At 61.5% G+C, this 14,093-nt stretch carries 14 protein-coding genes; 3 read left to right on the forward strand and 11 right to left on the reverse strand.

Annotation, left to right across the window (positions count from 1 at the left end; genetic code table 11):
• Window positions 1–42 precede the first annotated feature (42 nt).
• A complete protein-coding gene (locus tag ACU688_RS25540) occupies window positions 43–1,059 on the forward strand; it encodes an amino acid ABC transporter substrate-binding protein (protein ID WP_448186865.1) in 1,017 nt (338 codons plus the stop codon).
• Between the two features lie 118 nt (window positions 1,060–1,177).
• Here ACU688_RS25540 and ACU688_RS25545 read toward each other — a convergent pair whose 3' ends face one another.
• The 6 genes from ACU688_RS25545 to ACU688_RS25570 form a co-directional block, all read right to left on the reverse strand.
• Window positions 1,178–2,191, reverse strand: coding sequence for a sensor domain-containing diguanylate cyclase (locus ACU688_RS25545; RefSeq protein WP_448186866.1), 1,014 nt, complete (start codon window positions 2,189–2,191; stop codon window positions 1,178–1,180).
• 139 nt (window positions 2,192–2,330) lie between these two features.
• Window positions 2,331–4,214, reverse strand: coding sequence for an alkaline phosphatase D family protein (locus tag ACU688_RS25550; RefSeq protein WP_448186867.1), 1,884 nt, complete (start codon window positions 4,212–4,214; stop codon window positions 2,331–2,333).
• 107 nt (window positions 4,215–4,321) lie between these two features.
• Window positions 4,322–4,507 carry a hypothetical protein gene (locus ACU688_RS25555; protein WP_448186868.1) on the reverse strand — a complete coding sequence of 62 codons (186 nt, stop codon included), beginning with the start codon at window positions 4,505–4,507 and terminating at the stop codon, window positions 4,322–4,324.
• Window positions 4,508–4,628: 121 nt separating this feature from the next.
• Window positions 4,629–6,872, reverse strand: a complete 2,244-nt coding sequence (locus tag ACU688_RS25560) for an ATP-binding protein (RefSeq protein WP_448186869.1) — start codon at window positions 6,870–6,872, stop codon at window positions 4,629–4,631.
• Window positions 6,869–7,483, reverse strand: a complete 615-nt coding sequence (locus ACU688_RS25565) for a biliverdin-producing heme oxygenase (protein WP_448186870.1) — start codon at window positions 7,481–7,483, stop codon at window positions 6,869–6,871. The genes ACU688_RS25560 and ACU688_RS25565 overlap by 4 nt, the downstream gene beginning before the upstream one ends.
• A gap of 195 nt (window positions 7,484–7,678) precedes the next feature.
• Window positions 7,679–8,059: a response regulator gene (locus tag ACU688_RS25570; RefSeq protein WP_448186871.1), complete on the reverse strand. Its 381-nt coding sequence runs from the start codon at window positions 8,057–8,059 to the stop codon at window positions 7,679–7,681.
• Window positions 8,060–8,208: 149 nt separating this feature from the next.
• On the opposite strand from ACU688_RS25570, the gene ACU688_RS25575 reads away from it, so the two are divergent.
• Both ACU688_RS25575 and ACU688_RS25580 read left to right on the forward strand, forming a co-directional pair.
• Complete coding sequence (locus tag ACU688_RS25575) at window positions 8,209–8,730, forward strand: demethoxyubiquinone hydroxylase family protein (protein ID WP_448186872.1); 522 nt, start codon at window positions 8,209–8,211, stop codon at window positions 8,728–8,730.
• 43 nt (window positions 8,731–8,773) lie between these two features.
• A complete protein-coding gene (locus ACU688_RS25580; RefSeq protein ID WP_448186873.1) occupies window positions 8,774–9,148 on the forward strand; it encodes a c-type cytochrome in 375 nt (124 codons plus the stop codon).
• Here ACU688_RS25580 and ACU688_RS25585 read toward each other — a convergent pair whose 3' ends face one another.
• The 5 genes from ACU688_RS25585 to ACU688_RS25605 all read right to left on the reverse strand — a co-directional run bounded on the left by ACU688_RS25585 (window position 9,149) and on the right by ACU688_RS25605 (window position 13,952).
• On the reverse strand, window positions 9,149–11,170 hold the full coding sequence (locus ACU688_RS25585) for an LTA synthase family protein (protein ID WP_448186874.1): 2,022 nt from the start codon (window positions 11,168–11,170) through the stop codon (window positions 9,149–9,151).
• 98 nt (window positions 11,171–11,268) lie between these two features.
• On the reverse strand, window positions 11,269–11,850 hold the full coding sequence (locus tag ACU688_RS25590) for a hypothetical protein (RefSeq protein ID WP_448186875.1): 582 nt from the start codon (window positions 11,848–11,850) through the stop codon (window positions 11,269–11,271).
• On the reverse strand, window positions 11,850–13,118 hold the full coding sequence (locus ACU688_RS25595) for a sialidase family protein (RefSeq protein ID WP_448186876.1): 1,269 nt from the start codon (window positions 13,116–13,118) through the stop codon (window positions 11,850–11,852). The genes ACU688_RS25590 and ACU688_RS25595 overlap by 1 nt, the downstream gene beginning before the upstream one ends.
• A 22-nt stretch (window positions 13,119–13,140) precedes the next feature.
• Window positions 13,141–13,686, reverse strand: a complete 546-nt coding sequence (locus ACU688_RS25600; RefSeq protein WP_448186877.1) for a cytochrome b/b6 domain-containing protein — start codon at window positions 13,684–13,686, stop codon at window positions 13,141–13,143.
• A complete protein-coding gene (locus ACU688_RS25605) occupies window positions 13,686–13,952 on the reverse strand; it encodes a PepSY domain-containing protein (RefSeq protein ID WP_448186878.1) in 267 nt (88 codons plus the stop codon). The genes ACU688_RS25600 and ACU688_RS25605 overlap by 1 nt, the downstream gene beginning before the upstream one ends.
• Window positions 13,953–14,093: the final 141 nt, after the last annotated feature.

Consider the following 14,093-nt stretch of genomic DNA (forward strand, 5'->3'; position numbering starts at 1 on the left):
TGATACTGCCCGACGAATAAGAATCGACAGGGAGAGCAGCGCATGAACTACCTCAAGAACACCTTGGTCGCCATCACCTGCGCTTGGGCGGCGAGCGCCCAGGCGGGCGTGACCCTGGATGCGATCCAGAAAAAAGGCTTTATCCAGTGTGGCGTCAGCGATGGTCTGCCGGGCTTCGGCGTGCCAGACAGCACGGGCAAGATGACCGGCATCGATGTGGACGTGTGCCATGCGGTCGCGGCGGCGGTGTTCGGCGATGCGTCGAAGGTGAAGTTCAGCCAGTTGACCGCCAAGGAGCGTTTCACGGCGTTGCAGTCCGGCGAAATCGACCTGATCTCGCGCAACACCACCTGGACCAGCTCCCGCGACGCGGGCATGGGCCTGGTGTTCACCGGTGTGACCTACTACGACGGCATCGGCTTTCTGGTGAACAACAAACTGGGGGTGACCGGGGCCAAGCAGTTGGATGGCGCCACCGTGTGCATCCAGGCCGGCACCACCACCGAGCTCAACGTCGCCGACTACTTCCGCACCCACGGCATGAAGTACACGCCGATCACCTTCGACACCGCCGATGAAAGCGCCAAGGGCCTCGAAGCCGGACGTTGCGACGTGTTGACCACCGACCAGTCGGGCCTGTACGCCCAACGCATCAAGATGGCCCACCCGGACGAGTTTGTGGTGTTGCCGGAGATTATCTCCAAGGAACCCCTGGGCCCGCTGGTGCGCAAGGGCGATGACGAGTGGTTCAGCATCGTCAAGTGGACCCTGTTTGCCATGCTCAATGCCGAAGAAATGGGCATCACCTCGCAAAACGTCGAAGAACAGGCGAAGACCACCAAGAACCCGGACGTCGCGCGCTTGCTCGGCGCCGACGGCGAGTACGGCAAGGACCTCAAGCTGCGCAAGGATTGGGTGGTGCAGATCGTCAAGCAGGTGGGCAACTACGGCGAAGTATTCGAGCGCAACATCGGCCAGGGCAGTGTGCTGAAGATCAAGCGCGGTCTTAACGCACTGTGGAATAACGGCGGCATCCAGTACGCGCCGCCGGTCAGGTAAGTATTCGGGCGTCAATACTGACGCCATCGCGGGCAAGCCCGCTCCCACATTTGGAATGCAATCCCCTGTGGGAGCGGGCTTGCCCGCGATGGCGGTCTAATGGCCAACAGAAATGCATCTACTCCGAAACCACATCCTTGCCCGCCGCCTTGGACCGGTACAAAGCCTGATCGGCCCGCGCCATCAGCTCCGCCGGAGACTCGCCGGGGTGACGTTGCACCACGCCCAGGCTCAGGCTCACTTTGAAGCTGCCCAGGGTGGGCATCTGCGCAATTTTTGCGCGAATGCGCTCGGCCAGTGCCCTTGCCGTCTCCAGGTCGCCTTGTGGCAGCACCACCATGAATTCATCACCGCCCCAGCGCGCCAGCAGGTCTGCCGGGCGTAGGCAGGCCTCCAGGGTTTCAACCACCTGCACCAGCGTCTGATCGCCCACGGCGTGGCCATATCGGTCGTTGATCGGCTTGAAATCATCGATATCCATGGCCACCAGTGCCAGCGGCAGGCGGAAACGCTCGGCGCGATCGCATTCCTCCAACAGCACTTTTTCCAGACGGTAGCGGTTGGCCACGCAAGTGAGTGTGTCGCGCTCGGCCAGGGAGCGATTTTCGTCCAGTTGCAGCTGCAGCTGTTGGTTGACCCGTGACAACTCGCGGGTGCGCTCGGCCACTAGGGCTTCAAGGGATTGATTGCGCCGTTCCAACTGCTCGATGGAGCATTTGCGCGTATGGATATCGCGGTGGGCACCGACCATGCGCGCGACCGAACCGTCGGGGTTGCGCGTAACGATGTAGCCACGGTCTTCGATCCACAGGTAAGTGCCGTCTGCTTTTCGGCAGCGGTACTCGGCTTGGTAGTGCGGGGCGTGTTGGTGGATGTAGTTATCAAACACCGTCATCACCTGGGGGTAATCCTCGGGATGGATCACGTTCTCCCAGGTGAACACGCTGTTTTCCAGGGAGTGGCGGGGGTAGCCGAGCATTTCGTACCAGCCGGGGCTGCGGTAGACAAAACCGGTGTTGGCGTTCCAGTCCCAGATCCCGTCGCTGACCAACTCCATGACGGCGTGCAGCATGTCGGCGTTCAGGTCGGAAAAGTCATTCTTCATCGGTTTGCTGCTGGATGTATCGTCCATTTGCGCTTCCTGCGTGGGCTGGCTCCCAAGGCCAGTCATGGTTGACGCCGATACTCCGTGGCTGGGGCTACTGTACATCGCGGCTTGCGGGGTTTGAATAGGGTGGAGGAGGTGCTTTAGTCGGTGTGGCGATGGGCTATTACTGCGGCGCCACCATCCTCGTCCGAGGCTTGCCATCCGCGTTGTGCTGGTAGATTGCCTCAGGCTGGCCCTGTTCGTTGAAAAACACCTGGCCAATCCCCGCCGAGTTCCACAACCGTTCACCCGCTTCGGCGTGCTCCGGGATATGCGGTACCACCTGCATGGTGCGTCGGCGCGTGAACCAGTTCAGCGGCGAGCGCGGTGAATAGAGCCAGCGGTTGAGGCGGTCGAACCATTCCAGCAAACGTGGCGGGAATTCGTTCTTGATGCCGCTGCTGGTGATTTGCCAGATCTTCGGGCCGGCGTTGCGGTGGCGGATCAGCACCTCGTAGACGAACGAGTAATGCACGTCCCCGGAGAGGATCACGTAGTTACCCGGCGTGCGAGAGTGGCGGAAAATATTGAGGATCACCTGGGCCGCGCCGCGGTGGGCCATCCAGTTTTCGGCGTCCACCAGCAGTGGGTAGCCGCACCAACTGAACACCTTTTGTATGGTCTCGATCAGCTTCACGCCAAAGATCGGTGCGGGCGAGACGATGATGGCGCTCGGATGGTCTAGCAGCTCCTGTTGCAGTTCGCTCAAGGCTTCCCAGTCCAGCAGGCCGGAGGGTTGCGTGAGGTTGAACTCGCTGCGCCAGCGGCGGGTGCGGGTATCGAGCACTACCAGGGCGGGCGTGGTCGGCAATACGTAGTGCCAGTGCTGGAATTTCAGCAGGGTTTCGAGCAATTCATCCTGCGTGCGTGCGTCGAGGTGATTGCCCTGGGCCTCGGCGGTGAGTGCTTGGACCTGGTCCAGCAGCTCGTCGAAGACGTCCGGTTGGTTGCCCCAGCCCTGGCACAGGAGATAGGCCAGCAGCGCGTTACCGATGATGCGCTTGGAGAACGGGTGGCCGTAGGCGGTTTCTTCCCACTGGGCGCTGAGGTTCCAGTCGTCGGTGATGTCGTGGTCGTCGAAGATCATCAGGGTAGACAGGTGGGCAAATACCCGTGCGACGCCCGGTAGCCCATCGCGGAACCGCTCGATCTGCACCTGTTCGTGGGCATAACGCTGCTGTTCTTCGGCGTTCAGTTGCGGCGGTTCAGGGGTAATCAGCGTCCAGGGCGTGGGCGACCACACCAGCAAGTACATGGCGATGACTTCGGCGAAGGTCACCAAGTGATTGTCGGCGGTGCTGCTGGTGAAGATCGGCTTCTTTACGCCGCCAAAAAAACGCTCGCGCAGGGTCTCGTTGCTGTCCAGTGCGGGCAGCAGGTCGGCGCGATGGTAGTAGCTGGCGCGATGCCCGTAGAGGCTGGAGCTGTCCTCTACCACGGCACCGTCGAGGGATTCATCGAACAGGCCCAGCCGCTCGATCAGTGCATGGATCGCCCGCAGCATCGGCCCGGCGACATCGTCGGCGTAGATTTGGTCGCCGCTCATCATCAACAGGGCAGGGCGTTCGGCCGGGGTGTGGGCGCTGGCCAGCAGGCGGTCTACGCACAGCAAGCCTTCGTCGGCACGGTGGTGTGGTTTACGGCAAGAGCCATGCACCAACTGGTGGATGCGGCTGTGGAGAATGAAGTTCGGGGTCCCGGCGTACAGCAAGTGTGGTGCCCACTCGGCGATGCCGCAGCCATCGACCAGCAGGTCGTAGCCGATGACCACGTCCTGGGGTAGCGCTTCGTCAAGCCGCACGTCGATCAGGTGGATAAAGGCATCGCGTCCTACCGGCACGACTTGGCATTGGCCGGGGCCCAGCGCGATCTCCAGAGGCTGCCCGGTTACCTGCAGCCGGAGGGTCAGCGACAGTTGGCGACTGCCTACCAGCCATAACACCAGGCGTTGGGGTTCGAGTCGGCGCAGGAGTGGGCCCGCAAGAACGGCCGGTTGAAACATAAGCATGAAGACCCTGTGCAAGATAAACACGCAGGTTAACCCAGCGGATGTCAGTATTTTGTCGAGGTAATAGGCAGGGGGCCGCTTGCCGCAGCCTCCTTTTCAGGCAGTTGTCAGATGATCCTTCCACCGCCCAAGCTGTCGATGGTGCGCTTTTTCTGGGTGTTTGCGCCGCTGAAATCGATGGTAGCGCTTTGAGTGAGCTGCGGCGGCCGTGTGGACGCGTTTGGCGCTGGTTTGCTGTTGGGCTGCTGCATGTTGTTCACGAAGGTTGCGATAGGGACCCAAAAATATTCCATTGCGTATTCCTCTGAATGTAAGGGGACGTCGTGACGGGTTTGCACCCACCGCGACGCCCGCCGAACCTACAGAGCCTGAGGCGGCTAGCCTATAAACGCCTCACCTCAAAACGTAACGCCATCAGGTATGGGAGTCCCCAGTCACCTTGGGCACCGTAAAGCGGAACTCACTGCCACGCCCCACCTCACTTTCAGCAACAATCTTGCCGCCATGGGCCTGGATGATCCCCTGGGTGATATACAGCCCCAGGCCACTGCCGGTGGGATTGTTTTCGGTCTGCGTCCAATAGCGATCAAACACGTGTGGCAGTTGCTCCGGCGCAATACCCTCACCGGAGTCGCGCACCGAAAACACGATTTCTTCGCCGTTGCTCATGGCGCTGATGCCGATATTGCCCTGGCGCGGCGTGAACTTGATGGCATTGCCAATCAGGTTGGACAGCACCTGGAACAGGCGCTCCGGGTCGGCATTAATCTGCAGGCCAGGCTCGGCGTTGAACGACAGGTCGATGCCTTTTTCCATCGCCAGGGGCGCCAGCAGGGAATAGGCCTCTTCAAAGATCTGGCTGACATCCAGCGCCACCGGCTTGACCACATAGCGACCGGCCTCGATCTTCGAAGTGTCGAGCAAATCTTCCAGCAACACATTCATGCGCCCGGCGGCCTGTTGCATGGTGTCGATGGCCGAGGAAATCCGCCGCGAGGTATGTGGGCCATCCGAGCTGAACGCCTTTTGCATCATGCCGCAGAGCATGGAGATGACGGTCATCGGGTTGCGCAGGTCGTGGGAAACCACCGCGACCAGCTCATCCCGCGCACGCACGGCCTGTTGCTCGCGCAGCACTTGGCGCGCCAAGTCGTTTTCCAGGGCGGAACGGCGCAGGTCGTTGGCGGCAAAGCGGTCGCCATGGCTCCACTTGGTAGAGATGCCGGCCATTTCCACCTTCCAGATTTCAAACGAGGTGCGTGGGCGAAGGCGCAGGCCGGCGTCGGAGTTTTCCAGATCCAGTGGTTTTTTTGGGTCACCGCTCCAATTGATGTTCTCTTTCACTTCCGGGCGGAACCACAGCACCCCGTTATCCACAGGCTTGGGCAGGCTCATGGCCAAGACGCCACTGGCAACCTGCTGGAACTCGGCCGCCGGCGGGTACACCGAGGCCAGGTTATGGCTGGAAAACACCGGCTCGCCGCTCTGTTGCAGCCACTTGTGCAAGGCGCGGATCTGCGCCGGCTCCGGGCAGTTGCCGTAGCGGTGCAGTTGCTTGTCTTCGATGATCGCCACGCCGCCGGACAAGGTCAGGTCCATCAGCAACTGGCCTTGTTGGGCCAGGCCGTCGAACACGTTCTGTTCGGACGCTTTCATCGCTTGATCCAGCAGCGCCAGGGCCTCGACTTTTTCCTCGCGCTGGCGGCTCAGGTCCAGGGCTTCCATGGCGCTGATCTGTAACGACAGCACCTGGCCAATGGTCTGGCAGGCGGTACGCAGGTCGTTGGGCACCAACAGGGGCTGGCGATTGCCGCAACTGATCAAGCCCCAGAGCTTGTCGCCCTTCATCAGCGAGATGCTCATGGACGACAGCACGCCCATGTTCTGCATGTACTGGCAGTGAATCGGCGACACGCTGCGCAGGGTGGCGAAGCTCAAGTCCAGTGGCTGTCCCGTGTCCGGTCGCAGCTTGGGCAGCAGCGGCACAGGCTCGTACGCCGCATTGGGGATGATGCGCAGCCAGTTGGTGCGATACAGCTCGCGGGCCTGCTCGGGGATGTCGGACGCCGGGAAGAACAGCCCGTTGAAAAGCTCCATGGATGGCGCCGACGCTTCGGCGATCACCTGGCCGTGGCCTTCGTCTTCGAAGCGGTAGATCAGCACGCGGTCGTAACCGGTCATGGCCTGGATTTCATTCACGCTGATTTCGTACAGCGCTTGCAGGGTTTTCGCCGCCTGCAAACGTTGCAGCATCTTGCCCAGGTCACTGGTGCGACCGTTCAACGCCCGTGGACGGAAATCCTTGAGCAGCGGTTCGAACTCCAGCACCAGCACGTTTTGATGGCGATGCAGCAAGCCTTCGAATTGCGCGCCGTTGAAGGTGACGTGCAGCGGTGGTGCATCAAAAAACGTGTTGTTTTCGGCCATGGCTGCAACAGCCTGGGCTTGCTCGCTGCCCATCAGCGTGTGCAGCGGTTGGCCCAGCAGCGCCTCGGGCGCGTGGCCGAACAAGGTGCCGACGTTGGCGCTCACCTGGATGATTTCCAGGCCTGGTTCCGACAAGGTCAGCAACACGCCATGGGGCTGGATCGCCCCCGGAAAGCGAATGGGCTCGTCGGCACAGTTGGCAAGCAGCTCTTCAAAATCTTCGGGTTTCATAGCAGTACCTCCTGGCTGTCGAGCCATTGCTCAAAACAGCTGAATGTTGAACGGGCTGCCTCTGCCGCGCGCTGTTTTGCACAAGCATCCAGCGGCTGGCGGCCCAGGTAATCGAGGAAATCCTTCCAGCGCCGACCGGTCTCTGCGCCGTATACATTGAGAAACGCGCCGCCGTTGTTGGCGTCCAGGTCCAGGCGCTGGGCCATTTCCCGGCGCAAGACTTGGCCGCCCAGGGTCGCGCCTTCCAGCACATACAGGGCGCCGAGGCATGCTTCGGGGGTTTCCAATGTCGGGAGTGCGGCGCAGCGGGGCAGGGCGCAGATGGCCGTGTCACCCATGCCCAAGGCGCGTAGGTCATTCAGCAGTGTCGGCGTTTTCACGCGTAGCACTGGGTCGAATCCCTCGGGGATCAAGCCAATGTCATACAGAGCTGCTTCCATTGGCCCATAAAAGCCGTAGTACGCTCGCAGCAGACGCCCGTACCAGTCTGCATCCAGGCGTTCAGAGAAAAACGGCAGACGTTTCTCCAGCGCGACGTGCAGCAGGGCAGTGCCTGTGCGCAACGCTTCCAGCAAGGTGGGCGCACCAACGTCATGGGCCTGTGAATGCATTCAATAAGCTCGAACTGTGGGCCTTTCGGCCATGAATGACGCGTGGAAATGGGCGACGATTCTACACACCTCAATGCCGTCAACTGTGCGCACAAGGCGAAAAGGCTGACCAGCGGATCAGAAAAGTCGCTCCATGCCTCATTAATGACCGTAGAGCGTGTCGCGAAGTTCGGTTTCAGTGATGTCGTGAAGCTATCAATGCATGGACGGCCCCTGCGGTGTCAAAGCCGTTTGCACCTGCTCAAGCAAATGCTCGGCACTCCATGGCTTGGGCAGGAACCGCACGGAGCTGCCCAGTTGCGCCGCCAACTTGGTATTGCCGGATGTCAGCAACACCGGCACCCCCGGCCAGCGATGCGCCACCACCCGGCTCAAGTCATAGCCGTTGAGCAACCCCGGCATCTGGATATCACTGACAATCAGGTCCACCGGCTCATCGCCGCGTTCCAGGTAAATCATCCCTTCATCCGCCGAAGGAAACGACGTCACCAGCGCCCCGAATTCCTCCAGCACATCCACCATTAACGAACGAATGATCTCGTCGTCTTCCAGCACTAAAATCGATGGCTGAGCCATGATCCTTACTCCACCATCAGGGTTCATAGGGGTGGAGTAGAACACGCCGGCATAGGTTCGATTGGATGTGTTTGAAGCGATGGGTGGTCATAAGAATGGGCTTGCTGGATACTCCGCCCACCTCAAGCCCCCGCACAAGGCAGTCAACCGTGACCGACCCGGATATCGGCAACCGCATGATCAAAGTCGACCACGCCGGCGAACATGGCGCGATCTGCATCTACAGCGGCCAGTTGTTCATGGCCCGGTTGTTTGTCCCCAGCATGGTGGCGGAACTCCAGGAATTCCTCAGCCACGAACGCCGCCACCGCGAGGTGTTCAGGGCCGAGTTGCAACGCCGTGGTTACCGGCGCTGCCGCAGTTACTGGCTGTGTGGCCTGGGCGGCGGGGTGCTGGGCTTGATCACCGGGCTGTGTGGGCGCAAGGCCATTATTGCCACCACCGTTGCCGTGGAAAGCGTGGTGCTGCGCCACCTGGCGCATCAACTGCACACACTGCGCGACATCGACCCACAGGCCGTGGCGGCGATTGCCTCGATTGTCGAGGAAGAACAACACCACCACGACCACTCGGCCGCACAGATTAATGCGCACGACCCCTGGTTCCGTGGGCTGACGCCGATGGTCACGGCGTGGACCGAAGCCGTGATCTGGATGGGCATGCGTTCCTGACAAACAGGCATAATCGCCCGCGACACCTGATGGGGAGCCCTGCATGAAGTACACCTTGATCACCCTTGCCCTGATCCTCAGCGCCAGCCCCGCTTTTGCGGCCGGCGATGCCGAGGCCGGCGGCAAACTCTTCACCAAGACTTGCGGCGGCTGCCACAGCGTGGGCGAAGGCGCGCGGGGCGGGTTTGGCCCGGAGCTGAATGGCATCATCGGCCGACCTGCCGGCACCACCACCGACTATCAATACTCCGACGCGATGAAAAACTCCGGCGTGGTCTGGACCCGCGACAAACTCGCCGCCTATATAGAAGCACCGAAAAAGGTGGTGAGCGGCACGCGGATGATCTTCTGGGGTATCAGCGACCAGGAAAAGATCGACAACCTCCTGGCCTACCTCGAAACCTTCCAGCCCAAGTAATCACTCGCGCACATTCCTGAACAACATCAACCGCGCACTTTCATGCAGTCCCCGGGTCAGCCCCTGCAAGCGCTGAAACTCTTGCGGATGCTGCGCGGCCACGTCCTCGCGCGGGGTTGGCGAGGCCAGGTCATGCAGGGTCGGCGAGCTGCCGTCGTGTTGCATTTGCAACAGGAAGTGCTGGGTCACGCCGCCGATGATGGGGAAAGTACCTTCGCGCAGGACCAGCGGCACCACGCGTTCGCCTTCGGGCGCGGGCTGCTGGATGTCGCGGCCCAGCGCGCCATTGCGAAACGGCATGCCCGCCATGCCGGCCACGGTGGGCAGCAGATCAGCCAGGCCCACCGCTTCCTCGATCACCCGTGGCGCCAGGCCGGGGGCGTGGATCAGCAGCGGCACGTTATTACTCTCCAAACCCAGCTGTTCGAAGGCCGGCGCCATGTGCGGGATCTGGCTGATGCGCGTGTTGTGGTCGCCGAAGAACACAAAGATGCTGTTGTCGTACCAGCCGCCGGCCTTGGCGATCTCCATCAGACGGCCGATGTTGTAGTCCAGCAGGCGCACCGCGTTGTACTGCTCGACGCTGCGTGAACCGGCGGCCTGGACTTGTTCCAGGGTCACGTCGGCCATCTGAAACCCATCATTGTGCTGGGGGATGGTGAACGGCCGGTGGTTGCCGGAGGTTTGCAGGTAGGCGAAGAACGGCTGGTCCTCGGGCACGGCGCGCAGCAATTGGTCGCCTTCCTTGAACAGGTCCAGGTCGGAAATGCCCCACACGTCCACCCGTGGCGAGCGCCAGTGGCTTTCTTCATAGAGTTGCACACCGTCGATGCTCTGGCGGATCAGCGCGTTGATGTTCGCCCAGCCGGCATTGCCGCCGATCATGTAGAACTTCTGGTAACCCGCGAACGCGTTGATCAGCGTGTGTTGGCGGGTGATCAGCGGGTTGCGCGTGGCGGTCTCCTGGCGGGTCACGTCCGGTACGCCGCTGATGCTGGCCCACACGGTCTTGGCGGTGCCGGTGACGGGCACGTAGAAGTGTTTGAAGAACCAGCTTTGCGTGGCCAGTTTGTCCAGGTTTGGCGTGGGGTTCAGCGGGTTGCCGTAGGCGCCGACGGCACTGGTGCCGAGGGATTCGAGCATCACGAAAATCACGTTGGGCGGGCGTTCGCCAGCCAGGCGATAGGGCTGCACGGCTTGTTCGCGGGTGAAATCAAGTTGCTCTGAGTCGGGCTGAGCAATTCCCAGGTAGTGGGCGATTTGCGGGTAGTGCTCGCGCACCTTGTGTTCATCGAATTGCGATTGGCCGACCTTGACGGTGTCGTACAAAAACAACACCGGGTTCAGGCCCACGGCGGCCAATTGGCTGTTGCCGGAAAAGAACGCATCGCTCCAGCGCAGGGGCACCGGGTTTTCCAGGTTGAGGTTGGCGACGCGGCCGAGCAGGGCCAGCAGCACGCCGACAACGCCGATCATACAGATGGGCACCAGCGCCCATTTGCGCATGGGGCGGGCCGGACGATCCAGGGTCAAGCGCTCCAGGCACACCAGTGCCCACACCCACAGCGACACGGCTGTTAGCCAACAGGCCGTTATCCACAGCACTGGGTAGGTTTCCCACACCATCTGCTGAGAAATCTGTGCGTCTTGCAGGTAGCGCAATACGGTCGCGTTGATGCGCACGCCGAGGTAGGCGTAGTGGCCGAAGTCGATGATGTAGACCAGGCCGACCACGGCCAAGGCCACCACCAGATAACCGCGCGCCAGCCAGCGCAGGGCGGGCAGGGTGATGAGGTTCCAGCGCGGCAGCCAGGCCAGCACGGCCAGCGGCAGCAGGAGCAACAGCGCCAGGCGCAGGTCGAAACGCAGGCCGATGCCGAGGGTTTCCAGCAGGTGCGGCGTGTTTAGCGGCAGGCCGGAAAAGCCCAGCACGAACACCAGCCGCAACGCCGCCAGCAACACAAACACCAAGCCGATCGCGCCTACGCCGTAGCGCAGGCGGCGTGATTGCAACGCACTCATCATCTTCCTCATTCTTCAAAACGCCGCAGAACCCATGTGGGAGCGGGCTTGCCCGCGATAGCGGTGGTTCAGTTGAAACAACGGCGACTGATACACCGCTATCGCGGGCAAGCCCGCTCCCACAGTTTGAATTGCATTAATCCAGCGATGACGCAGTAGACCGCCAGCAGCGGATCGACCAGATAATCCCAATAGTTCTCCGACGCCTTCAGCCGCAGCGCAAACGCCAGCGTCCCCACCACCAACATCCAAACCGCCAGCGTATTGCGCAGGGCCAACATCAGCAGTGCCAAGGCCGCCACCAGCACAATCATCGGCCGGGGATTGAACCCCCAACGATACGGATCGACATACGTCAGCCCCATCGTCGCCGGGTACAACACCAGGCCCAGCACACAGAACAGCAGCAACATTTGCACCCGGTGCGGGCGAGCAAGCGGCTGCACCAAGCCCAATCGGCTCAATGCAACCCACCCCAGCAACACCAGCGTGCTGATCGCCAGATCATCCGTAAAACTGCGCACATACGCCGCCAACGGCAACTCATTGACCGGGATAAAACTCAGCGCCACCAACACCGGCAACAACCACGGCCGCCACGGCTGGGTGACGCGCAGCGCGCACAGCGCCACAAACCCCAGCAACACAAAACTCAAATGGGCCTGCCACAGAGAAACCATCACAGACGCTCCGCCAGCCAGGCTTCGTTGAAGCTGACATGTTTGATAAAGGTGTTATTCCACGAATAGACCAAGTGGTAAGTACCGTCCGGGCTGCGGCTGAAATACGGGTACTCGTACTCGAAATCGCAGCCACGGGGTTTGCACACGCGGTAATCCAGGTTGCTCAGGAAGCGCTGTTCCAGCGGCAAACGTTTCGCGCCGCTGGAGGCGCGGAAGCCTTCGCCGATGATCTCTTTGTAGGCCTCGGGGGAGAACGGCGCGCCCAGCGGGTCTGGCGATTGGTCCAGTTGCACCACGGTGCGCCACTGGCTGAGCTGGGCGTCGGTGCCGTAGAGGCTGAGCTTGAAGCGGCCGTCTTGCAGGTCGTTGAGGGCCACCAGCAAACCATCGTCTTCAGTGCCCACCGCCGCCAACGACGAGTTGGGGTTGGCCGGCTCCAGCGGGTACGGCTCGCTCCAGGTTTGCCCGGCGTCGGTGGTGCGGCTGGCCAGCACGCGGTGATGGGTGTCGCCGGCGTACCGCAACATCGCCACGGCGCGTTGGCCGTCCAGCGGCACGATGGTCGGTTGCAACGAATGCTTGCCGCGGCTGATGCGGAATTTGTCGATCACCGCACCATCGGCGCTCAAGTACAGGTACTCGGCAAACTTGCCCATGAACTCGTGATACACCGGCAAACCGATCGAGCCGTCGGCGTGGAACACCGGCGCGGCGCGCACCAGGGTGCTGATATTGAAAAACGGCGACGTCACCAGTTGCCTCGGCGCCGACCAACTGGCGCCGAGGTCATCCGAGACCATCACATTGATTGCGCTGGCGGCCCAGCCACCCACCGACACCGACACATAAAACATCCACAGGCGTTTGTCCGGCGCGAGGGCGATCACCGGGTTGCCGAGTTTGCGGATGTAGCGCTTGGTGCCGTCGCGGGTGCTTTCCCGCGTGGCCAGTACCTGCTCGGCACCCCATTCACCGCTGTGGGCATCGAAGCGCGCGGTGCGCACCTGCACATCGGCGGCGCCTTCGCGGGAGCCGGCAAACCACACCGCCATCAGGTCACCGCCGGGCAGGGCGGTGACGGAGGATGAGTGCACAAAGTCGGTCAACTGTGTCGACACAAAGCGGCTGGTGTACTGCGGGGCCGCTGCGACTTTCGCGGTATTCGGGCTGGCCTGGGCAAACGGCGCCAGCACATGGGGCGGATGGCTTTGCCAGGCGGCGAAAAACACCGCCAGCAGACCGCAAATCAATAGGACGGAGCGCATAGGAGACCTGTGGATAAAAGGATTACTGCCCACGTTCATCCGGCAGGCGCTTCCTGCGACCAGTGAGCATGGATAACGGCAGGTTGTCGCGCACCTGGACACTTTCAAACAGCGCCGCCAGCACATGGATACCCACCAGGCCCAGCAGCGCATTGGCGGCGGTCTCGTGGATTTGTTGCGGCCAGTCGGCGCCCCACAGGGCATCGACTTCCTGCATCAAAAAGCCGCTGACGCCGAGGGTGAGCAATGCGAGCAACATCAGCAGCATCACCAGCGCACCCATCGGCGAATGGCCCAGGCGATGCAGCGGCCGGCGACTGAGCAGCGAACGCAGGTGGGCATTCAGCCGTTTGGGTGTAGGCCAAAAGTCCGCCCAACGTGCGCTACGCGGCCCGACGAATCCCCACACCAAACGCACCAGCAGCCAGCCCATGGCGTAGTAGCCCAGCCAGACATGCCAGTCATCGCCCGCTTCGTTAAAGAAGTAATTGGCGACAAAGACCCCGGCGATCGACAGATGAAACAGCCGCACCAACGGGTCCCACAGGCGCAGGGATTCGCCTGGCATCAACCTTTGATCTCAGTCTTCACGGCCTTGCCGGTGACCGGGTCGTGGTAGATGTCGACCTTGCGCTTGTCTTTGTCGAAGCCGTAGATCTCGTAGCAGTTGCCGTCGGTGACCTTGAACTTGCTGATCGTGTAGCCGTCGGCCTTGAGCTTGTCCTGGAAGGCTTTTTCGTCTTGCCATTGCGAGCGTTCGGCGGTGGTGCACTGCGGGCCGGCGAGGGCCAGGGGGCTGGCGAGGACGAGGGACAACAGGAGAATTTTGCGCATGGAAAAGCTCTCAGCAGATGTGGGAGATTTCACAGTGCTAAACCAACCTTAGTGCAACCTTAGTTGGCAACGCGCCGTAACATCTTTGCCTGGGGCACTCCGCTGAAACCCGGCATGATTTCGCCGTTTCCTACAGAGAAT

The sequence above is a fragment of the Pseudomonas acericola (SeqCode) genome, assembly GCF_053456465.1.